The organism is Mycolicibacterium neoaurum ATCC 25795 (genome assembly GCF_000691525.1).
Classification (GTDB): Bacteria; Actinomycetota; Actinomycetes; order Mycobacteriales; family Mycobacteriaceae; genus Mycobacterium; species Mycobacterium neoaurum.
In genome coordinates this window covers 179,784-198,707 of record NZ_JMDW01000008.1, presented here as the reverse complement: position 1 = coordinate 198,707, position 18,924 = coordinate 179,784, and the positions used below count along the sequence as shown (strand labels likewise).

Below are 18,924 nucleotides of genomic sequence, written 5' to 3'. Positions count from 1 at the left end.
GCGTCGCCCTCAGTCGGGTAGCGAGCCGCTGAGCCGTTCGGTGGCGGCCAGATAATCCTCGATGAACTCCAGCACCACATCACGGGCGGGTTTGACCTTGGTCATCAGTCCCACACCCTGGCCGACGAAATACGTCGACAGCGCCCGAGCGCCCTCGTGCCCCTGATCGGCAAGGGCGTCGATACGCCGCAACACCGGCTCGGACAGCATGTTCTGCAACGGCAGCGGCAGCGGCTGCTGACCACCCGGACTGGGTGCCCAGGCGTCGGTCCAGTCCGACCGCAGCTGTCGCGAGGGCTTACCGGTACGACCAGCCGAGCGCACGGTGTCGCGCGAGCTCGCGGCCAGCATCTTGGTGACGGTGTGCGGCTCGGTCTCGGCTTCCTCGGTGGTCAGCCATACCGAGCCGGTCCACGCGCCGACCGCGCCCAGCGCGACGGCGGCGGCCATCTGCCTGCCGGTGACGATGCCACCCGCGGCCAGCACCGGAGTCGAACTGCCGATCTCGGCCAATGCGTCGAGCACCTCGGGCACGACGACCAGCGTGCTCACCTCGCCACAGTGCCCACCCGCCTCGGTGCCCTGCGCCACGATCAGGTCCACCCCGGCGGCAGCCTGTTTGACGGCGTGTTCCTTGGCACCGACCAGCGCGGCGACCGGGATCCCGCGCTCACGGCCGGCCTCGATCATGTAGTCCGGCGGCACACCGAGGGCGTTGGCCATCATCTTGATCGGATGGCTCATCGCCACCTCGAGCAGCTCGGCACCGTTGCCGCCGGACAGCACGGGCTTGCCGGTGCGCACCCGGGTGTCGGGTTCGATGCCGTGGTCGACCAGCAGCTTGTTGACGAAGTCGCGGTAGCTCTCCGGGATGCGCGAGGCCAGATCATCGGTGGACAACGTCTCGCCTTTGCCCTCGAACTTGGCGGGCACGATGATGTCGATGCCGTAGGGCTTGCCGTTGACGTGCTGGTCGATCCAGGTCAGTTCCTGGTCCAGCCGCTCGGGTGAGTACGCCGCGCCACCGAGGACGCCGAACCCGCCGGCATTGGAGACCGCGGCGACGACATCGCGGCAGTGACTGAAGGCGAACAGCGGGAAGTCGATGCCATAGGCGGCGCAGAAGTCCGACGTGGATGTGGGTGCCATCCGCTCATTATGGACACGTGTCAAGTTTGTTCGGCACCGGGTCCCACCGCGGGCGCCCATAGTGTGGAGCCATGCGCATCGGCCGACGCGAACTCGCAGCGTTGACCATCGGAGTGATCGTGCTGGTCGCGGCCTTCGTGGTCCCGCATCTGGATCTCGGCACCATCACACCGCTGATCAACAGCACACCCCAGCGGATCCGCGATTTCGCGCAGACCGCGCCGATCTTCGGATGGTGGGATCCCCACGTCGGCTGGGGTTCCCTCGGCGCCGTGCTGATCGGTGCCGCAGCGGTGCTGTGGGGCCCGGCGGTGGCCGCGCGGCTGCCATGGCGGGCGCTGGTGGCCGCGGCCTGGGGCACCTCGGCGCTGTGGGCGTTTTCGCTGGCCATGATCGACGGCTGGGAGCGCGGCTTCGCCGGGCGCCTGACCGCACGCCACGAATATCTGCGCCAGGTGCCGAGCATCACCGACATACCCGAGGCGCTGCGCACCTTCTCCTCCAGAATCCTCGATTATCAACCAGATTCGTGGATCACCCACGTTTCCGGCCATCCCCCCGGCGCGCTGCTGACCTTCGTCTGGTTGGACCGCATCGGGTTGGGTGGCGGTGCCTGGGCCGGAATGCTCTGTCTGCTGGTCGGATCCAGCGCCGCGGCCGCCATCCTGATCGCCCTGCGAGCCGTCGCCGACGAATCGACGGCCCGCCGCGCCGCGCCGTTCGTTGCGGTGGCGCCGACGGCGATCTGGATCGCGGTATCGGCCGACGGGTACTTCGCCGGGATCGCGGCCTGGGGTATCGCGCTGCTGGCGCTGGCCGTGCACGGCACCACGCGGTGGCCGGTGCCGACGGCGGCCGCGGCGGGACTGCTGCTGGGCTGGGGCATCTTCCTCAATTACGGACTGGGGTTGATGGCGGTGCCCGCCGTCGCGGTGCTGATCACCGCGCCCAGCGTGCGGGCGGCACTGCGCAGTCTGGGGGCGGCCGTGCTCGCCGCGCTGGCGGTGGTCGCGGTCTTCTATGCCACCGGATTCTGGTGGTTCGACGGTTATGTCCTGGTTCAGGAGCGGTACTGGCAGGGCATCGCCAACGACCGGCCGTTCCAGTACTGGGGCTGGGCCAACTTCGCGTCCACGATCTGCGCCATCGGGTTGGGCAGCGTGGCGGGCCTCGGCCGGGTCCTCGACATCACAGCATTGCGCAGCCGGTCGGGGATGCACGTATTGTTGACCGGCGCGCTGTTGTCCATCGTGCTGGCCGACCTGAGCATGCTGAGCAAAGCCGAGACCGAACGCATCTGGCTGCCGTTCACGGTGTGGTTGACCGCGGCCGCCGCGCTGCTGCCGGTCCGCTCACATCGATGGTGGTTGGGGCTCAACATCATCGGTGCGCTGGCGATCAACCACCTGATCTTCACGAACTGGTAGTCGCCGCAATAGGTGATACACCGGGACGCACAACCACACCACCGCCAACGCCAGCCACAGCCCGAGCGGATAGTTGCGGTCGAGCACGCTCGGATTGTCCGGCCGTAGACCCGGCCGGTCGTACACCGGGATCGCCAACAACGCCAGCACCACACTGCACAGACCGGCCACCGCGACGGGTGACCGCCATGCCGGCGGGAGCACCCGTCGGCCGGCCCAGCCGGCCGCTGCGCAAAGCGGCGCGAACACCAGATCGTGGACGGCCACGCCCACCACCGCCCAGATGAGGATGCGGGAGAGAACTGCCGGCGGGTTGTCGGACAACAGCACGATCCCGTATCCCGCCAGGACGACACCGGCCAGGGCAAGGGTGACGCGGACGAGCGTCATCGCAGCACCTCGATACGCGACAACCATTTGGTCTGCAGCACTCCGGGTCTGCTCGCCGCGATCAGGCGGCACGGGTAGCCGTGGTCAAGGTTCAGCGTTTCGCCGTTGACCTGGAGGGCGATGAGCGTCCGGGTGTCGCGCACGTGCCGAGCCGGCAGCACAGTCCGCGAGTACGGCCCCGGGGGCTCCAGCGATACCATCCGAACATCGGAGTCGGTGTCCGCACCGACGGCGGCCAGCAGTTCGGCAAGGACCACACCGCTCCACTGCGCACCAGCACTCCATCCCTCCACACAGGCGATGGGCAGGTGCTGGGTCGTCTGGGGCATGGCCCGCAACTCGTCGATGGTGAAGGCCCTTGTGCGCGAACCGTCGACCACGGTCAACCGGTAGTCGACGGCCGGGGCGGCCGTGACCACACCCGCGGCACGCGCGGTTCGGTTGACCGGAACCCCTTGTGGCCCTTGACCGGAACGGGGCGCGAGCACCGAGACCCGCCGCAGCAGCGGGACTGTCTGACCGACGGTAGCCACGGTGGCCACCGCCACGGCCAGCCAGGTTGCGCGCAGCACGGTCCGCCGACTCGGCCCGGTGGGGCTGGACGCGTCGACGGGCTCACCCAGCGCCTGGCGGATGACGGGCAGCTTCACCGCGAGGTGCACCAGCACCGCACCCGCAGCGACATACGCCATCGCGTAATGCACCGGCGGGAAATAGAATCCGAAGACGTACCACTGCGCGATGTTCAGCAGCCCGGTGCTCAGCTCGAACAGGATGGCCGCGACGAGCACCAGGATGGATCCGCGCTCCAGCAATCGCACCAGCACGCCGGCTCCGCCACGTCCGCGGCGTCGCTCGAACAGCTTGGGCCACACCGACCACAGCTTGACCACCACGAGCGGGATCGCCGCGATACCACTGGCGACATGAGATCCCTGGGTGAATCGGTACAACCACACCGGGGCCGTCGGCCAGCCGAACCAGGGCTGTGGGTGCGCAATGGCGTGGCTGAGCAGTCCCGTTACGAAGCACACCGCCACCGCGATCCCCAGCGCGACGCCGACCCGTGCGGTCACGGCGACATCGCGCCCGCCGGTCACCGGGTCACCAGCCTCACGATCACCCGATCACCGATGGGATGCACTGTGCGCAAGGTGAACCCGACATCGGCGCCGATGCGCGCCGCGCAATCCAGACCCACCGACGCCCATTTGAACCACGGACCGATATCGAAGGCCGATTCCAGTCGCACCCAGCGGGAGGTGACGCCAGAGGTCGTCGGATCGAATTCGACGAGGCACTCGCCGCGAGCCCGCAGCATCTCCCCGGCACGACGCAACACCCGCCACGGATCACCGCCGAGGCCGATATTGCCGTCCGCCAGCAGGGCGGTGTGCCAGCGGCCCACCCCAGGTAGCGGGCCGAACATGTCCCGGCACAACGCGGTCACTCCGCTGTTGCGCGCCAATTCCACTGCTGCGGAGGACTTGTCGACGCCGAGCGCGGGCAGTCCGCGCTGGGCGAGACCGACCAACAGGCGGCCCGGTCCGCAACCGAGATCGATGGTGGGCCCGGAACACAATCCCACGATGGCCTGATCGAAGACCTGGTCGGTCTGCCCGCCCACCATCCAGTGCTGCACCGGCAGCTGCGTGAGGTCACCGTCTTCGTCGCGGATCCAACATCGACGGCCGTCCAACGCCTCGTCGTAGAGCTGTCCGTGCACCTCAGACCCCAACCATCCGCGTCGCCTCGGCGAATCGTCCGCCCGGCGGACACATGGCCCGCACGCGATCGATATCGGCGATCGTGTCGACATCGGACAACTCGGTGGCCAGGGCCACGTCGAGTCCGTCGGCACGCAGGGCGGCAAGCGTCAGCGCACCCGTATCAGGTTGCGACATCGGGACATCGCGCAGGCAACGCGCCATCTTGGCATCGCGCACCCCCAGCGCCCACCACCCGCCGTCCTCGGCCATCCCGAGCACGGCATCGCAGGCCTGCAGGGCCGTGACGCACTCGGCGAGCAGGTCGGGACCGACCTGCGGAGTGTCCATCCCGATCTGCACGATGGGTGCGCCGGGGGCCGCGGCATCGCTATGGGCATGCACCAGGCGCTCGGCGAAATCCGCTCCGCGCTGGGTGATCACGGTGAAATCGAGCAGGCGGCGGCTGATCTCGTCACTGCGACACGCCCGTGACAGGTCTCCGGTCATCGCCACCACCCGGCGCTGCCCCTCCAGGGCTGCCACCGCGTCGAGGGTGTCCAGCAGCGCGGCCGCGGCGATCTCGGCGGCCACCTGCGCACCGACATCGGCGGCCAATCGTGTCTTTGCCAAACCGGGGACAGGGGCTTTGGCCACCACCAGTACGGTGGCGGTCGGAGTCACATCGCCCGCCAGAAGTCCAGTGCGGCAACGGCACTGCCCCGTACCGAGCCGCTCACCTTGGATCTGCCGCCCATGCGCGGGCCGTAGCCGACGTCGCGCTCCACCACCTGCCACCCGGCCTGCGCGGCACGGACCAACAGCTCGAGCGGGTAGCCGGAGCGCCGGTCGGTGACCCCGAGGCCGAGCAGGGCATCGCGGCGGGCAACGCGCATCGGCGCGATATCGTGCACCGGCAGCCCGTAGCGGTGGCGTAGTCGCCAGCACACCGCGGCGGTACCGAGGCGTGCGTGCCAGGGCCACCGCAGACCGGGTGCCGCGCGCCGACGGCCGATCGCCATATCCGCACCCTTGTCGAGTTCGGCGACCAGCGCGGGCAATTCCCGCGGGTCCAGCGAACCGTCGCCGTCGAGAACCGCGACGACGGGTGTGGTGGCCGCCAACACGCCGGCATGCACGGCCGACCCGTAACCCGGGCGCTGCTCGGTCACCACCATCGCGCCGTGCGCGCGGGCCACCTCCGCGGTGCCATCTGTGCTGTTGTTGTCGACCACCAACGCCGTATACCCACTCGGTGTGGCCGCCAACACACCAGGCAACGACTGCGCCTCGTTCAGGCAGGGCAGGATCACGGTCACCTCAGGCTCGCCCGCATCGGTCATGCCCCGACGCTAGGCGTGTGACAGCCGTCGCGCCAGGGTCGCCGGTCGCGGAACCGCGTTAATCCCGAAGTGGCGCAAAGGCAAATTCGGTGAGCCCGGCATCGGGATCCACCTTGGCGCGGAAGCCGAGCAAGGCGTGCGCGCGCGCCGGGTCGGCGACGATATGCCGCACGTCGCCGTGCCGGTACTGCCCGGTGACCTGCGGCGCCGCGGCGTCACGCGCGGCGCTGAGCCTGGTGGCGACATCCAGGATCGACACGGGCCGCCCCGAACACACGTTGACGGGATGAAAGCCGTCCAGGTCGGCCTCCACCGCGGCGAGGTTGGCCGCGGCCACATCATCGACGTGGACGAAGTCGCGCATCTGCCCGCCGTCCTCGAACACCTGAGGCGCACCACCGGCCTCCAGCTGCGACCGGAAGATCGCTGCCACGCCGGAGTACGGGGTGTCCCGCGGCATGCCGGGGCCATACACGTTGTGATAGCGCAGCGCGACCACCGAACCCCCGACAGAATCGTTGAACGCCAACGCATAGTGTTCCTGGGCGGTCTTGCTCGCCGCATACAGACTGCGTGGTTTCAGCGGCGCATCCTCGTCGACCAACCGCCAGTGCAGCGGCTCGCCGCCGATCGGGCAGCGATGATCGAAGACGCCGCTGTCCAGGTCCTCGCGGGTGCGCGCAAGCGGCTCGACCCGGCCGTGCTCGGGGCAGTCATATCCACCCTGGCCGTACACCACCATCGAGGACGCCAGCACCAGCCGCGAACATCCGGCGGCGTACATCTGGGCCAGCAGCACGGTGGTGCCATAGTCGTTGTGGCTGCCGTAGGACGGGGCGTCGGCGGCGTCGACGCCGGCGCCGACCACAGCGGCCTGGTGACACACCACGTCGATGCCTGCCAGGATATCGGCCACCGCGTCGGCGTCCCGGATGTCGAGCCGACGACAGCCCGGCGGCGGTGCGGCGCCCTCGCGGTGGGCGGCACCCAACATGGCATCTACGGCGACGACATCGTGACCCGCCCCGGTCAGCCGCGCCCAGATCCGGTTGCCGATGAAACCGGCCGCGCCGGTCAGCAGCACCCTCATGGCAGGTCGAACGGCAACGACACGCCTTCGTGTGCCAGACAGTGCGTGCAGGTGCGTTCGGGCGCGACACCGGCGATCGCCTCGTGGACGAGCTGTTTGAACCCGCCGATGTTGCGCTCGAATTCGGCGAACACGTCGACCGCCCGAACACCGGCACCCGCCTCGACACCGGCATCCAGATCGGTCACCAACGCTATTGACGCATAACACATTTCGAGTTCCCGAGCGAGCACCGCCTCCGGGTAGCCGGTCATGTTGATCAGCGTGAAGCCCTGCCCGGCATACCACTGGCTCTCGGCGCGGGTGGAAAAGCGCGGACCCTGCACCACGACCATGGTGCCGCCGTCGACAACGTTCGGCAGATCCGCGGCCACCGCCCGCAACGTCGGGCAGTACGGGTCGGCGAACCCGACGTGGATACCGCCGGAGTCGAAGTAGGTGTCCCCCCGGCCGTTGGTGCGGTCGACCAGCTGGTCGGGGACGACCATGGCACCCGGACCGAGCTCGGGGGTCAGGCTGCCCACCGCGCACGGGGCGAAGATGCGGCGCACGCCGAGGGCACGCAGCGCCCACATGTTGGCTTGATACGGCACGGTGTGCGGCGAGAATTCGTGCTTCAGGCCGTGCCGGGGCAGGAAAGCCACCTCGTGGCCGGCCACCTCGCCCACCGTGATGGGCGCACTGGGTTCACCGAACGGGGTGTCCAGATTGATCGTGCGCGCGTCCGCACCGAAGAAGGTGTAGAAGCCGCTACCGCCGATGACGCCGATCACTCGTGCGGCTCACCGTCCAGCTCGGCGCGTTCGGCGGCCTGGCGGGCGGCATCACGGATCGCGAAGGCGTCGGTGGCCAGGCCACCGAGTGCACCCGCCACGTCCTTGACAGCGGTGGTGATGATCGACGCGACCTCACCCACCGTGGAGGCCACGGACTCCACGCCCTCCTGCAGGGCATCCTTGGCGATTTCGGTCTTACTGAGTCGGTCGGTCATGTGATCAGTTTCATGCGCACCACACGATGTGACAAGGTGCGCCGCGTCACCCCTGTTCAGGAGCCTGCTCGGCGCCCATGCAACGATGATCCGCGTGGCTAGCTTCGCGCAATGGGTCTCCGGCGCCCGCCCCCGCACGCTCCCCAACGCGATCGCACCCGTGATCGCCGGGACCGGTGCGGCCGCCTGGCTGGGTTCCGCGGTGTGGTGGAAGGCGCTGCTGGCACTGGTGGTTTCCGTGGCCCTCATCATCGGGGTGAACTACGCCAACGACTACTCCGACGGTATCCGCGGCACCGATGATGTGCGCAGTGGGCCGATGCGGCTGGTCGGCTCCCGGGTGGCCACCCCGCGCGCGGTGTTGACCGCCGCGATCATCAGCCTGACGATCGGCGCGCTGGCGGGACTGGCGCTGGCCATCGTGAGCCAACCCTGGCTGATCGCCGTCGGCGCCGCCTGTATCGCGGCCGCCTGGCTGTACACCGGCGGTTCCACGCCGTACGGCTACCGCGGTCTCGGGGAGGTCGCGGTCTTCGTGTTCTTCGGACTGGTGGCGGTGCTGGGCACCCAGTACACCCAGGCGTTGCGGGTCGACTGGGTAGGCGTGGCGCTGGCAGTCGGCGTCGGATCGCTGTCCTCGGCGGTGTTGGTGGCCAACAACCTGCGAGACATCCCCACCGACACCGAGTCCGGGAAGATCACTCTGGCGGTGCGCCTCGGCGATGCCCGCACCCGCCTGCTGTTCTCCGGTCTCGTCGCGCTCACCTTCGCGCTGACCCTGGTCCTGATGTTGGCCACCCCGTGGGCGGCCGTCGGATTCCTGGCGGCGCCGCTCGCCATCCGCGCGGCGGCCCCGGTGCGCAACAAGCTCGGCGGCGCGGCGCTGATCCCGGTGCTGCAGTTCACCGGGTTGACGATGCTGGTGTGGTCGGTGGCTGTGGCAGCGGCGCTGGCACTCGCGTAACGGCGGCGAGACAGACGTTTCTGCGCTCTGACGACGCTGCGGACCACCGAAACGTCACTCTCACGCGTTCTTCCGATTGGCCCGCCGCACCGCCCAGAACACCACCAGCAGGGCAAGTCCGAGCAGCGGATAGCCCATCGCGATGCGCGCCACCGCCAACCACCCCGTCTGACTGCCGTCGAACAACCATTGCTGCACAACGAATCTCGCGGCGAACAGTGCCACGAACGCCAGGGTCGCGATATCGAAGGCCCGCACCACCGTCGCATCGGTTCGCCAGTCCGGATCGGGACCGCTGCTGCGCAACAGATTCCAGATCACCCCGACCACGGGGCGGCGGAGCAGCACCGAGACGGTGCACGCGACCGCGCAGAGCAGGCTCATCCAGATACCGGGTAGGAAGTAGTTCTCCGCCGAACCGGTGACGTAGGCGATCCCGGCCGCGAGCGCGACACCGAGCAGCCCGGACACCGCCGGTTGGATCGGCTCTTTGCGTAGACGTCGCACGGCGACCAACCCGACCGATACCGCCAGCGCCACCACGACCGCGGCGGTCAGGCCCGCGACGGCGTCGACGATGACATAGGCGAACGTGGGCACGGCGGCGAGGACCAACCCGGAGACGCCGCCGGCCCGCTCGAGGATGGTCGGTTCCCGCTCTTCGGTGGCGCATGGTTGGTCGGACGCGCTTGGTTGTTCGGTCGCGCATTGTTCGGACATGCATTTTTCGGACACAGGCATATCGCACACTCGGACCTAACGGCACAGTCAAGTCGCCCGCGATGGGCCAAGATGGAGCCGTGGCGTGGAGCACCCGGGAGATCGCTGACCTGGCCGGCACCAGCCTGCGGGCGGTCCGGCATTACCACCAGGTCGGCCTGCTACCCCAACCGCAGCGCCGCTCCAACGGCTACAAGCAGTATGGCGTCGCGCACCTGGTGCGGTTGGTACGCATCAAGCGATTGGTGGACCTGGGTTTCTCGCTGCCTCAGATCGCGGCGCTCGGCGATACCGACGAACATCCCGAACAAGCGTTGCGGGAGCTCGACGACGAACTGGCGGCGACGATCGCGCGTCTGCAGCGGGCGCGCGACGAGCTCGCCGAGATCCTGACCCACTCCGCGCCGACCGACCTGCCCACCGAGTTCGCCGCACCGACCGCGGCGGCCTCGATGACCGATGCCGACCGCAAATTGGTGGTCGTGCTGAGCCGGGTGCTCGGCCCGCGCGGCCGCCAGGCCTATGCCGACCTGATCGGTGACACCCGTGAAGATCCGGCCGCCACCGAACTGGACAGCCTGCCCGCCGACGCCGACGAGACCACCCGCGCCGACCTCGCGCAGCGGTTGGCGCCCTATATCTGGCAGGTTCGCCAGGACCATCCCGCGCTGCGGGAGGCTCGCTCCGATGCTCCCCGCGGCGCGCACTTCGCCCAGAAGACCATTGCCGATGCGATGTCCGATCTGTACAACCCCGCCCAGCTCGATGTGCTGCGCCGCGCCGACCAGATCGTGCGGGCCTTAGAGGCCGAGGGTGGGCAACGGTAGCGGCGCGAGCCGGTAGGTGGGCGGCTCGCTGCCGTGCAGGTGCCGCACGAAGTAATCCCACGTGCGCCGCAGGAAGTAGTGCTGCCTGCCGATCAGCGCGTGTTCGGCACCCGGGATGATGATCAGGTCGAAATCCTTGTCCGCCTTGATCAAGGCGTCGACCAGTCGCATGGTCATGTACGGGTGGGCATTGTCGTCGAGTTCACCGTGGATCAACAGCAGCTTGCCCCGCAGGTTCTCGGCCAGGCTCGCGTTCGAGATCGCCCGCTTGCCTTCGGCACTGACATCACCGTGGTAGTGCTCGGCCCACATCGCCAGGTTGACAGCGTTGTCGTGATTACCCGAGGTCGCCACGGCCACACGATAGAAATCGGGGTACATCAGCAGCGCCCGCGCGGCGGCGAAGGCACCCGCGGACTGGCCGGTGATACCGACGCGGGTGGTGTCCAGCCACGGATGCCGGTGACCGAGCTGCCTGATGGCGGCCACATGATCGTCGAGGGCGCCGGCATTGCCGAGGTCGCCGTAGGAGTGGTCGTGAAAGGCCTTGCCACGGGCCGCAGTTCCCCGACCATCGACGGCCACCACCGCGAACCCGAGGGCGGCGTAGGCCTCCGGTTCGCCGTGGTGCATGGCATCGAAAACCGGTTCGGCGCGGTAGTTCTGCGGTCCTGGATAGGTGTGTTCGATGATCGGGTACCGCCGCTGTGGATCGAACTCGTGTGGCCGCCACAGCAGCCCGTAGATCGGCGTCTGACCGTCCGCGGCGGTGGCGCGGAACCGCTCCGGCGGGCGCCAACCGAGCGCCTCGAGCGCCTCGGTGCCGGGTTCCTCCAGGACGACCACCTCGCGGCCGTCGCCGGCCAGGACCACCGACCGCGGCGGCCTGCTCGGGCCGGACGCCCGGTCCACGAGGTAACCGCCCTCGGCCGGGGCGACCGCGTCGTGATCGAGAGTGTCGTCGGTCAGCCGGGTGAAATTGGTGCCGTCCAGATCGATTCGACAGATCTGCCGAACGTATGGATCATCGTCGACCAGCCCGCCGGCGACGAACCACACCTGCCTGGCGTTCTCGTCCACCCAGAGCACCGAGCGAACGAGCCACTGCCCCTTCGTGATCTGTGAGCACTCGACACCGTCCGCCGAGTACAGGTACAGATGCCCCCAACCGTCACGTTGCGACCACCACAGCACCTCGCCGGTGCCGAGGATGCGCACCATATGCGGGTCGCCCAGCAGGACGGTCGGATCTACCCGGGTCGAGCCCGTTTCACTGATCAGTGTGGTAACCGCGCCTGTCATCGGGTCCAGGCGACGCAATTCCAGGGTGCGGGCATCGCGGGAGTGGTGCAGGTAGTAGATGTCATTCGCACCGCTCCACCAGGCGTACACCAGCGCGGTGTTGTGCATGATGATCCTCGGGACATCCTGCTGCCGAACGACTGTGCGCTCACGCACGTCGAGAACATTCCACGTCATCGTCGCGACGGTCGGCTCGCCGGGCATGCTGTATTTGGTGCGATGCTCGACCGGCCGGCCACCGTCGGGCGGGCTCGATTCGACGAGCACGAGCTCGGGAACCTCACGTTGATCGATGCGCTGCACCAGGATTCGGGTCGAGTCCGGCGACCACTGCAACACCGCCGGAGAAGGTAGACCGAGCAACCGGAACAGTGAACGCATCCCGGTCGTCCCAGGCAATCCGCCGTAATCGAAATCATCTGCGGCATCATCGGTCAGCGCGAACTCCGCACCATCGGAGTCGCGGACCCAGATATTGCCGTCGCGGCGAAACGCGATCCACGTGCCGTCCGGTGACGGCACCTCGCCGGGCACCGGTGCCTGCGCGGTGGATGGCGTCAGCTGTCCGTCGGCCCACTGCCAGCGCGCGCCGAAGGCGTTGAACACCACCGAGCCGTCAGCGCCGATCTCCACCGCCGAGATGGGCAGGTCGGCGCCGGTGGCGGGCTGCCCGGCAGCCACCGACAGCGCCGCGGCCAACCCGTCGTGATCGAAGGCGTCGGCGCGGGTTCGGCGGTCCGGGTCGACCGCCACGTAACGATTGCCCACCTGGTACCAGAAGCGTTCCCCCGCGGCCATCCACTGCGGCACGAGCTTGCTTCCTGGCACCCGCCGCGCCCGGTACGGGGCCAGCATCTGTTCGGCACGGGCGTAGTCGGAGTCGCTCAACGTCGTCGTCACGAGGGCCATGCAACACCCGGACGCTACGGCACACTCAAGTCAGGTGGTGTCCTCGCCGCGCAACCGGGCCTGCAATGTCTCCTTGTCCCGGCGGCGTTGCTCGTCGAACTCGGCAATGCTCAGGGTGGCCCTGCGACGCAGGGGTGCGAACACCCAGATACCCAACGGCAGCGCCAACACGATGGCGAACAACACCGCGACGACGACGGGGAACTCGCGCAACCCGACCAGATGTCCCGCACCGAGAATCACCGCGGTCAACACGGCCGCCAAGGCCAACCGCGCCAGAAGATAGGCTCCGACGTCACGCAGCATCCGGGCACCCGGTCGAGAATCAGACACGGCCCGAGCCTACCGAGCGGGCGCGTATATTCGGAGTAAGGAGGTTTTCGTTGCAGTACTTACTCCTGGTCCTGGTAGTGACCGGGCTAGCCCTTGTGACATGGCGACTGTTGCGCGCGTCGGCAAACCGCCCGCGCCCGCGCGTGATCGGGCCCGATGACGATCCCGATTTCCTGCGCCGGATCAACCCCGGCGACAACCCACGCAGCTAAGCGAGCCCGGGGAACCCGGCGGGGCTCAATTGCCGGGGAACCCGGCGGCCACCACCGCGGCCAGCCGCAACAACGCCTCACGCGTCTGCGGCTTCAACCTCTCCAGCTCGATCTCCGCGCCCTCCTCCAAATGCGGGTCGAAGGGCAACTGCTGCACCGCTCGGCACCGCCGGGCGAAATGATCGACGACCTTCTCCAGATCCACCTTGCCCGAGCGCGGGCGCACCCCGTTGACCACGGCGATGGCACCGCGCACCAGATCTTGATGGCCATGCGCGTCCAACCAGTCCAGGGTTGCCGACGCCGATCGCGCACCGTCCACCGACCCGGAACTGACCACGATCAGCACATCGGCCTTCGACAACACCGCTGCCATCGCCGAATGCAGCATGCCGGTGCCGCAGTCGGTGAGCACCAGGCTGTAGTACCGCTCCAGCAGATCGACGGTCCTGGTGTAATCCTCCTGGCTGAAGGCCTCGGAGACGGCCGGATCCGATTCTGAGGCAAGCACTTCCAGCCGGCTGGCACCCTGCGAGGTGTACCGCCGGACATCGCTGTAGCTCGCGATGCCCTCCGCGTCGCGCAGCAGGTGCCGCACGGTCGCCGGGGTTTCCAGCGGCACCTTCTGGCTGAGCGTGCCGCGATCGGGGTTGGCGTCCACCGCGATCACACGGTCACCGCGGGTCGCGGCGAAGGTGGCGCCCAGCGTGGCCGTGACGGTGGTCTTGCCGACACCGCCCTTCTGCGAGAGCACCGCGATGCGGTAGCAGCCGCGCAGCGGACGGGCGGCCTGCTCGCGTAGCGCCAGCTGATCGGTGACCTTCGGGCTCTCACCGGGGTTGATGTGCTTGAACGAGGCCAGATACACCCAGCGCCGCCAGCCGCGGGACGGTGCCTGCTCGGGCCTGCCCAGCAGTGCGACGGTGGACAGGTCCAGATACGGGGCGGGCAACGGCACCGGGCTCGTCTGCGGCGGCGGTTCCTGCGTCAGCGCGGGGAATCCGCGCGGCGGCGTCGGCGCCGTCCACTCCGGCGGCACCTCCTGCGCCGGATCGACAAAGCGCTGCTGATCACGGAAGCTCACGTGCTGCTGTTCGCCGCCGAAAGACACCGGTCAGCCCACCCCCGCATACGAGTGCAGGCCCACCGTCACCAGATTGATGAAGAACAGGTTGAACACCATCGCCACGAAGCCGACGACGTTGATCCAGGCGGCCTTCTTGTCCCGCCAGCCCGCGGTCGACCGGGCGTGCAGATAGGCGGCATAGACGACCCAGGCGATGAACGACACCGTCTCCTTGGGATCCCAGCCCCAGTACCTGCCCCACGCCTCCTCGGCCCAGATGGCGCCGAAGATGACGCCGAACCCGAAGACCGGGAACGCGAAGATGGTGGTGCGGTAGGCGATGCGGTCGAGCAGCTGGGCATCGGGCAGCTTCTCGATGACTCGGCCGAGCCCGTTGTTCTTCTCGGCCAGCGGCGACATCTTGAGCAGGAACAGCAGGCTCGCGACGCCGGCCACCAAGAACACCCCGGATCCCAGGCTGACCACCGAGACGTGAATGGGCAGCCAGTAGGACTGCAGTGCGGGCATCACCGGCGCGGCGTGGGTGTAGAGCCACTTCCCCGACACCGTGAGCAGGATCAGGGTGGGCGCCAGCACGAAAACCCACAGCACCCGGTACTGCGGCTTGCGCAGCACCACCGCGGCGGCGACCAGGCCCGAGAAGCAGGTCAGGTTGATGAACTCGTACATGTTGCCCCACGGCACGCGCGCCGTGGACAGACCGCGTAACACGATGCAGGTCGCCAGCAGGACGATGCCCGCGTAGCTCAGCGCCACCCCGGCACGACCGATGCGTTCGTCGGCCGAACGGACCGGCCCCTCGATGACGCGACCGGGGGTGTCACTGGTCGCGTCGACAGTGATGGCGGGCCCGCCGGCAGCACCCACCAGTTCCCGTGCCTCGACCTTGCGGCTGCGGGAGTAGGCCAGTTCGACGGCCAGCAGCAACAGTGCCAGCGTCAGCACCACCACCGACGAGGTGAACGCCCAGTCCGAATAGCGGGCCAGGCCGAGGTCGATGTCGGTGCTGTTCACGTGTTCATTCCTTTACTGCGAGCAGCCGGTCGGTCAGCTTCTCGAACTCGTCGCCCCACCCGGAGTTGTCGGTGCGGGCAAGTCCACCCAGCTCGACGCTCACGGTACCCGCCGACGCGGGGGTAATTCGAACCCAGACGCGGCGCCGGCGCACCACCAGCGACACCAGCAGCCCGCCCATCATGGTCAGCGCGAACACCAACACCCACACCTGGGCGGGATCGTGGGACACCTGCAGGTTGATGAACGGCACCGCGCCGTCGAAGCGGACGGTGGTCCCGTCGGCCAGCCGGGTCTCCTGCCCGACGGTGAGGTTGACGCGGGCTTCCTTGTTCAACCGTCCTTGGCCGATCAGGCGGGGGTCCAGATCGAAGATGGACTGGGGCCGTCCGGTGTCCAGCCCGGCGTCACCGCGGTAGATGTCGACGGCCACCGCGGGCTTGTTCAGCGCCGGGAAGCTCGACGACAGCAGGGTGCCGTGCAGGAACTCCGTCGGCGCGAAAAGGCCCTGGATGGCGATCTGGTGTTTACGACGCTCGTCGGGGTCGGGATAGGTGCCAGCCGGCGGATCGACGCGCACCACACCGGAGGACAACAGCGTCAGCGGATCATCGGGCCGGAACTGCACGGTATTGGTGCGGGTCTGCCCGTCCGGGAAGGTGACGGTGAAGGTCGGTGCGTACCCGTGGCCCTGCAGGTAGATGCGGTCCCCGGCGATGCGCAGCGGATGGTTGACCTCTAGTCGGTAGTCGTTCCACACGTCGTTCTGCAGGTCCTCGCCGGCCTGGTACTCGATGTTGGCGGCGAAGCTGACCGCCTGTCCGCTGGGCAGATAGTCGGCGTCGAAGTCGTTGACCTTGACGCAGATCGGGTACAGCGAGGTTCCGTCGACGGTGTTTCCCGCCCGGAACGAGTCGAAGGCCGCCGGCGATGCCGAGCAGAACCCGGGTCCGCCGTTGGCGATGACGATGACGTTGCCCTCGTAGCCGAACAGCTTGCCTGCGGCGATGGCGACCAGCAGACCCAGCAGCGAGAAGTGGAAGACGATGTTGCCGAACTCGCGCAGGTAGCCCTTTTCCGCCGAGATCTCGGTGACCTCGCCGTCCCGGCGGGTGATGCGCCGCCAGCCCTTCAACCGCTCGTCGACCTGCGCCGCCAATTGGCTTGCATCCCCGTCGATATCGACTTCGTGGTGTTTGGGCAGCCGGCTCAGGTTGCGCGGTGCGGGCACCGGCACCGCGCGCAGACTGCGCACGTGTTCGAGCATCCGCGGGGTAAGACAACCCACCAGAGAGACGAACAGCAGGACGTAGATCGAGGTGAACCAGAAGCTGGAGAAGACGTCGAAGGCCTGCACCCGGTCCAGCCACGGCCCGAGTGTCGGGTGATCGGCCAGATATTCGTCGACCTTGCCTGCGTTGAGGCTGCGCTGCGGTAGCAGCGCGCCGGGGATGGCGCCCAGGGCCAACAGGAACAGCAGCACCAGCGCGGTGCCCATCGAGGTCAGCGTGCGCCAGGTGTTCCGGAACAACGCCCAGATGGATTGCAGCGATCTCATATCGGCAACCTCACATCGCTGACGAATGCGTCGCGCACCCAGGCCACGAAATCACCCCACAGTCCGGTGACCAGCGCGACCCCGACGCCGATCATGAGCACACCACCGAAGATCTGGATGCCGCGGGTGTGCTCGCGCAACCAGCCGAGCCCGCGCACCGCCCGCGCCGACCCGAAGGCAAGCAGGACGAACGGCAGTCCGAGTCCGAGGCAGTACGCGATCACCAACGTGATGCCGCGCGCCACCGCCGATCCCTCGGTGGCCGAGGACACCGCGATCACCGCGGTCAATGTCGGCCCGAGGCACGGCGTCCAGCCGAGGGCGAACACCGCGCCCAGTAGCGGCGCGCCGCCCAGGGTCGAGAGCTGACGCGGCGCGAACCGGGTATCGCGCTGAAGTGCGGGGACCAAGCCGATGAACACCAGACCCATCGCTATCGTGACGACGCCGCCGATGCGTTGCAGCAGTTCCTGATTGGTGATCAGCGCGGTGGTCATGCCCAACACCGCGACGCTGCCGAGCAGGAAGACCGCCGTGAAGCCAGCGACGAACAGCCCGGCCGCACCGGCCACCCGCCACCGGCCCGGGCCGCCGGAGATGGCGGCGAGATAGGACAGATAGCCGGGCACCAGCGGCACCACGCACGGCGAGGCGAAGGAAACCAGACCGGCCAGCAGGCTCAGCCCGACTGCCAGCAGCAGCGGGCCGCCGGTGATCAGATCGGTCAATTCTCTGCAGCCAACCGCTCGACGACCGGCTGCAGATCGGTGTCCAGCAGCTCGCGCAGGAACACCGCGGCGACCCGATGCTGACGGTCCAACACCAGCGTCGACGGTATGACGGTGGTGGGGTACTTACCGCCGAAGGCGATCATGGTGCGCATCGAGGGGTCGTAGATCGACGGGAAGGTGATACCTCGGTCGGTGACGAAATCGACTGCGGCGGTGCGGTTGTTGTCACGCACGTCGATGCCGAGGAATTGCACACCCCGGTCCCGGGTGGCGTCGTACACCTGCTGCAGGTGCGGCATCTCCGAGCGGCACGGGCCGCACCACTGTCCCCAGATGTTGATCACGACGACCTTGCCCGCGAAATCCGCCAGCGAGAGCGTCTTGTCGGGATCCATCAGATCCGGTCCGGCGAGCTTGCCCGGCGTGCCGCGTGATTCGGGCGGATCGTAGAAGATGTCGGTCTTACCGCCCGGGGCGACGAATTCGAAGGTGCCGCCTTGGGCGACGGCGTCGTCACCGGTCGCGCAACCGGTGAGCACCACCATCAGCACCGCCAGCGCGGCCAACCACTTCACTAGATTCCCCAGGGCTCCGTGTAACTCCACCGGATCAGACGGTCGTCGTCAAAGGTGAACGAGGTGATGGACGACAGATTGCACAGTCGGCTGTGCGGTAATGGCAGGTGCGCAAGCGAACGTCCGGTCATGGCTCGGCGCAGCGTCTCCACCGGCAGCTGGTGGCTGACGCACACCGCCTCGTGGCCTTCGGCTTTGACACGTGCCCGGTGCATCGCCGCGGTCATCCGCGGGGCGATCTGGTCATACGGCTCACCCCAGGACGGCTTGCGGGGATTGCGCAGCCGCGGCCAGTTGCGCGGGTCGCGCAGCGCGCCGTCGCCAGGGGCCACCCGCTTGCCCTCGAAATCGTTCCAGGATTCGATCAGATCGTCGTCGGTGTCGATGTCCAGCCCGTGCGAGGCCGCAATCGGTGCCGCGGTCTGCTGCGCGCGCTCCAACGGCGAGGCCACCACATAGGTGATGTCATGGGCGGCAAGCCAATCCGCGGCCGCCTGGGCCTGCAGCCTGCCGCGCTCGGACAGGTTGTACCCGGGCAGCCGGCCATAGAGCACCTTTTCCGGGTTGTGCACCTCACCGTGGCGCATCACGTGCAC

General features: G+C 68.2%; 22 protein-coding genes. 4 read left to right on the top strand and 18 right to left on the bottom strand.

The window, feature by feature from the left end; translation table 11 throughout:
* Positions 1-9: 9 nt before the first annotated feature.
* Positions 10-1,149, bottom strand: coding sequence for a nitronate monooxygenase (locus IC40_RS0108420; protein WP_030134297.1), 1,140 nt, complete (start codon positions 1,147-1,149; stop codon positions 10-12).
* Between the two features lie 71 nt (positions 1,150-1,220).
* Here IC40_RS0108420 and IC40_RS0108415 point away from each other — a divergent pair, with 71 nt between their 5' ends.
* Positions 1,221-2,576 (top strand): hypothetical protein, encoded by a 1,356-nt coding sequence (locus IC40_RS0108415; protein ID WP_030134296.1) that lies wholly within the window; start codon positions 1,221-1,223, stop codon positions 2,574-2,576.
* Here the strand turns inward: IC40_RS0108415 and IC40_RS0108410 are convergent.
* From IC40_RS0108410 to IC40_RS0108375, 8 genes are read right to left on the bottom strand one after another with little or no spacing between them, the layout of a single operon-like run.
* On the bottom strand, positions 2,502-2,966 hold the full coding sequence (locus IC40_RS0108410; protein WP_030134295.1) for a hypothetical protein: 465 nt from the start codon (positions 2,964-2,966) through the stop codon (positions 2,502-2,504). The two genes, IC40_RS0108415 and IC40_RS0108410, sit on opposite strands and share 75 nt — an antisense overlap.
* Entirely contained in the window at positions 2,963-4,066 is a 1,104-nt protein-coding gene (locus tag IC40_RS0108405) for a molybdopterin-dependent oxidoreductase (RefSeq protein ID WP_030134294.1), read from the bottom strand. Before IC40_RS0108405 ends, IC40_RS0108410 begins: the two co-directional genes overlap by 4 nt.
* Positions 4,063-4,692 (bottom strand): class I SAM-dependent methyltransferase, encoded by a 630-nt coding sequence (locus tag IC40_RS0108400; RefSeq protein WP_030134293.1) that lies wholly within the window; start codon positions 4,690-4,692, stop codon positions 4,063-4,065. Before IC40_RS0108400 ends, IC40_RS0108405 begins: the two co-directional genes overlap by 4 nt.
* Before the next feature lies 1 nt (position 4,693).
* On the bottom strand, positions 4,694-5,356 hold the full coding sequence (locus IC40_RS0108395) for a TIGR04282 family arsenosugar biosynthesis glycosyltransferase (RefSeq protein WP_030134292.1): 663 nt from the start codon (positions 5,354-5,356) through the stop codon (positions 4,694-4,696).
* Positions 5,353-6,015 (bottom strand): glycosyltransferase family 2 protein, encoded by a 663-nt coding sequence (locus IC40_RS0108390; RefSeq protein ID WP_030134291.1) that lies wholly within the window; start codon positions 6,013-6,015, stop codon positions 5,353-5,355. The genes IC40_RS0108395 and IC40_RS0108390 overlap by 4 nt, the downstream gene beginning before the upstream one ends.
* Before the next feature lie 58 nt (positions 6,016-6,073).
* Positions 6,074-7,105 (bottom strand): NAD-dependent epimerase/dehydratase family protein, encoded by a 1,032-nt coding sequence (locus IC40_RS0108385; RefSeq protein ID WP_030134290.1) that lies wholly within the window; start codon positions 7,103-7,105, stop codon positions 6,074-6,076.
* Positions 7,102-7,878 (bottom strand): S-methyl-5'-thioadenosine phosphorylase, encoded by a 777-nt coding sequence (locus tag IC40_RS0108380; protein WP_030134289.1) that lies wholly within the window; start codon positions 7,876-7,878, stop codon positions 7,102-7,104. The genes IC40_RS0108385 and IC40_RS0108380 overlap by 4 nt, the downstream gene beginning before the upstream one ends.
* Positions 7,875-8,096: a hypothetical protein gene (locus IC40_RS0108375; protein ID WP_019513841.1), complete on the bottom strand. Its 222-nt coding sequence runs from the start codon at positions 8,094-8,096 to the stop codon at positions 7,875-7,877. Before IC40_RS0108375 ends, IC40_RS0108380 begins: the two co-directional genes overlap by 4 nt.
* A gap of 94 nt (positions 8,097-8,190) precedes the next feature.
* Between IC40_RS0108375 and IC40_RS0108370 the strand changes: the two genes are divergently transcribed.
* Positions 8,191-9,060 (top strand): 1,4-dihydroxy-2-naphthoate polyprenyltransferase, encoded by an 870-nt coding sequence (locus IC40_RS0108370; protein ID WP_030134288.1) that lies wholly within the window; start codon positions 8,191-8,193, stop codon positions 9,058-9,060.
* 60 nt (positions 9,061-9,120) lie between these two features.
* On the opposite strand, the gene IC40_RS0108365 is transcribed toward IC40_RS0108370, so the two are convergent.
* Complete coding sequence (locus IC40_RS0108365; protein WP_110783255.1) at positions 9,121-9,780, bottom strand: DUF3159 domain-containing protein; 660 nt, start codon at positions 9,778-9,780, stop codon at positions 9,121-9,123.
* A 62-nt stretch (positions 9,781-9,842) separates the two neighbouring features.
* On the opposite strand from IC40_RS0108365, the gene IC40_RS0108360 reads away from it, so the two are divergent.
* Entirely contained in the window at positions 9,843-10,607 is a 765-nt protein-coding gene (locus tag IC40_RS0108360) for a helix-turn-helix domain-containing protein (protein WP_030134286.1), read from the top strand.
* Here the strand turns inward: IC40_RS0108360 and IC40_RS0108355 are convergent.
* Both IC40_RS0108355 and IC40_RS0108350 read right to left on the bottom strand, forming a co-directional pair.
* Positions 10,581-12,809, bottom strand: coding sequence for a S9 family peptidase (locus IC40_RS0108355; protein WP_030134285.1), 2,229 nt, complete (start codon positions 12,807-12,809; stop codon positions 10,581-10,583). The two genes, IC40_RS0108360 and IC40_RS0108355, sit on opposite strands and share 27 nt — an antisense overlap.
* 39 nt (positions 12,810-12,848) lie before the next feature.
* Complete coding sequence (locus IC40_RS0108350) at positions 12,849-13,124, bottom strand: DUF4229 domain-containing protein (protein WP_191293513.1); 276 nt, start codon at positions 13,122-13,124, stop codon at positions 12,849-12,851.
* A gap of 77 nt (positions 13,125-13,201) precedes the next feature.
* Between IC40_RS0108350 and IC40_RS28220 the strand changes: the two genes are divergently transcribed.
* Entirely contained in the window at positions 13,202-13,363 is a 162-nt protein-coding gene (locus IC40_RS28220; RefSeq protein WP_090558896.1) for a hypothetical protein, read from the top strand.
* Positions 13,364-13,388: 25 nt separating this feature from the next.
* Here the strand turns inward: IC40_RS28220 and IC40_RS0108340 are convergent, their stop codons facing one another.
* Genes IC40_RS0108340 through IC40_RS0108315 form a run of 6 tightly spaced genes read right to left on the bottom strand, consistent with a single transcriptional unit; the run spans position 13,389 to position 18,915 of the window.
* Positions 13,389-14,447, bottom strand: a complete 1,059-nt coding sequence (locus tag IC40_RS0108340) for a MinD/ParA family ATP-binding protein (RefSeq protein WP_036469760.1) — start codon at positions 14,445-14,447, stop codon at positions 13,389-13,391.
* Positions 14,448-14,477: 30 nt separating this feature from the next.
* Positions 14,478-15,464: a c-type cytochrome biogenesis protein CcsB gene (gene ccsB / locus IC40_RS0108335; protein ID WP_030134282.1), complete on the bottom strand. Its 987-nt coding sequence runs from the start codon at positions 15,462-15,464 to the stop codon at positions 14,478-14,480.
* Positions 15,465-15,468: 4 nt separating this feature from the next.
* Positions 15,469-17,022: a cytochrome c biogenesis protein ResB gene (gene resB / locus IC40_RS0108330; protein WP_030134281.1), complete on the bottom strand. Its 1,554-nt coding sequence runs from the start codon at positions 17,020-17,022 to the stop codon at positions 15,469-15,471.
* Positions 17,019-17,750 (bottom strand): cytochrome c biogenesis CcdA family protein, encoded by a 732-nt coding sequence (locus tag IC40_RS0108325; protein ID WP_030134280.1) that lies wholly within the window; start codon positions 17,748-17,750, stop codon positions 17,019-17,021. Before IC40_RS0108325 ends, resB begins: the two co-directional genes overlap by 4 nt.
* On the bottom strand, positions 17,747-18,328 hold the full coding sequence (locus IC40_RS0108320) for a TlpA disulfide reductase family protein (protein ID WP_030134279.1): 582 nt from the start codon (positions 18,326-18,328) through the stop codon (positions 17,747-17,749). The genes IC40_RS0108325 and IC40_RS0108320 overlap by 4 nt, the downstream gene beginning before the upstream one ends.
* Positions 18,328-18,915 carry a histidine phosphatase family protein gene (locus IC40_RS0108315; protein ID WP_030134278.1) on the bottom strand — a complete coding sequence of 196 codons (588 nt, stop codon included), beginning with the start codon at positions 18,913-18,915 and terminating at the stop codon, positions 18,328-18,330. Before IC40_RS0108315 ends, IC40_RS0108320 begins: the two co-directional genes overlap by 1 nt.
* Between the last annotated feature and the right edge of the window lie 9 nt (positions 18,916-18,924).

What these genes read in the sequence shown, in the direction of transcription:
- IC40_RS0108420 (WP_030134297.1), bottom strand. Translation starts at nt 1,149, where the DNA reads ATGGCACCCACATCCACGTCGGACTTCTGCGCCGCCTATGGCATCGAC.
- IC40_RS0108415 (WP_030134296.1), top strand. Translation starts at nt 1,221, where the DNA reads ATGCGCATCGGCCGACGCGAACTCGCAGCGTTGACCATCGGAGTGATC.
- IC40_RS0108410 (WP_030134295.1), bottom strand. Translation starts at nt 2,966, where the DNA reads ATGACGCTCGTCCGCGTCACCCTTGCCCTGGCCGGTGTCGTCCTGGCG.
- IC40_RS0108390 (WP_030134291.1), bottom strand. Translation starts at nt 6,015, where the DNA reads ATGACCGATGCGGGCGAGCCTGAGGTGACCGTGATCCTGCCCTGCCTG.
- IC40_RS0108385 (WP_030134290.1), bottom strand. Translation starts at nt 7,105, where the DNA reads ATGAGGGTGCTGCTGACCGGCGCGGCCGGTTTCATCGGCAACCGGATC.
- IC40_RS0108375 (WP_019513841.1), bottom strand. Translation starts at nt 8,096, where the DNA reads ATGACCGACCGACTCAGTAAGACCGAAATCGCCAAGGATGCCCTGCAG.
- IC40_RS0108365 (WP_110783255.1), bottom strand. Translation starts at nt 9,780, where the DNA reads ATGTCCGAACAATGCGCGACCGAACAACCAAGCGCGTCCGACCAACCA.
- IC40_RS0108360 (WP_030134286.1), top strand. Translation starts at nt 9,843, where the DNA reads ATGGGCCAAGATGGAGCCGTGGCGTGGAGCACCCGGGAGATCGCTGAC.
- IC40_RS0108350 (WP_191293513.1), bottom strand. Translation starts at nt 13,124, where the DNA reads ATGCTGCGTGACGTCGGAGCCTATCTTCTGGCGCGGTTGGCCTTGGCG.
- resB (WP_030134281.1), bottom strand. Translation starts at nt 17,022, where the DNA reads ATGAGATCGCTGCAATCCATCTGGGCGTTGTTCCGGAACACCTGGCGC.
- IC40_RS0108315 (WP_030134278.1), bottom strand. Translation starts at nt 18,915, where the DNA reads ATGCGCCACGGTGAGGTGCACAACCCGGAAAAGGTGCTCTATGGCCGG.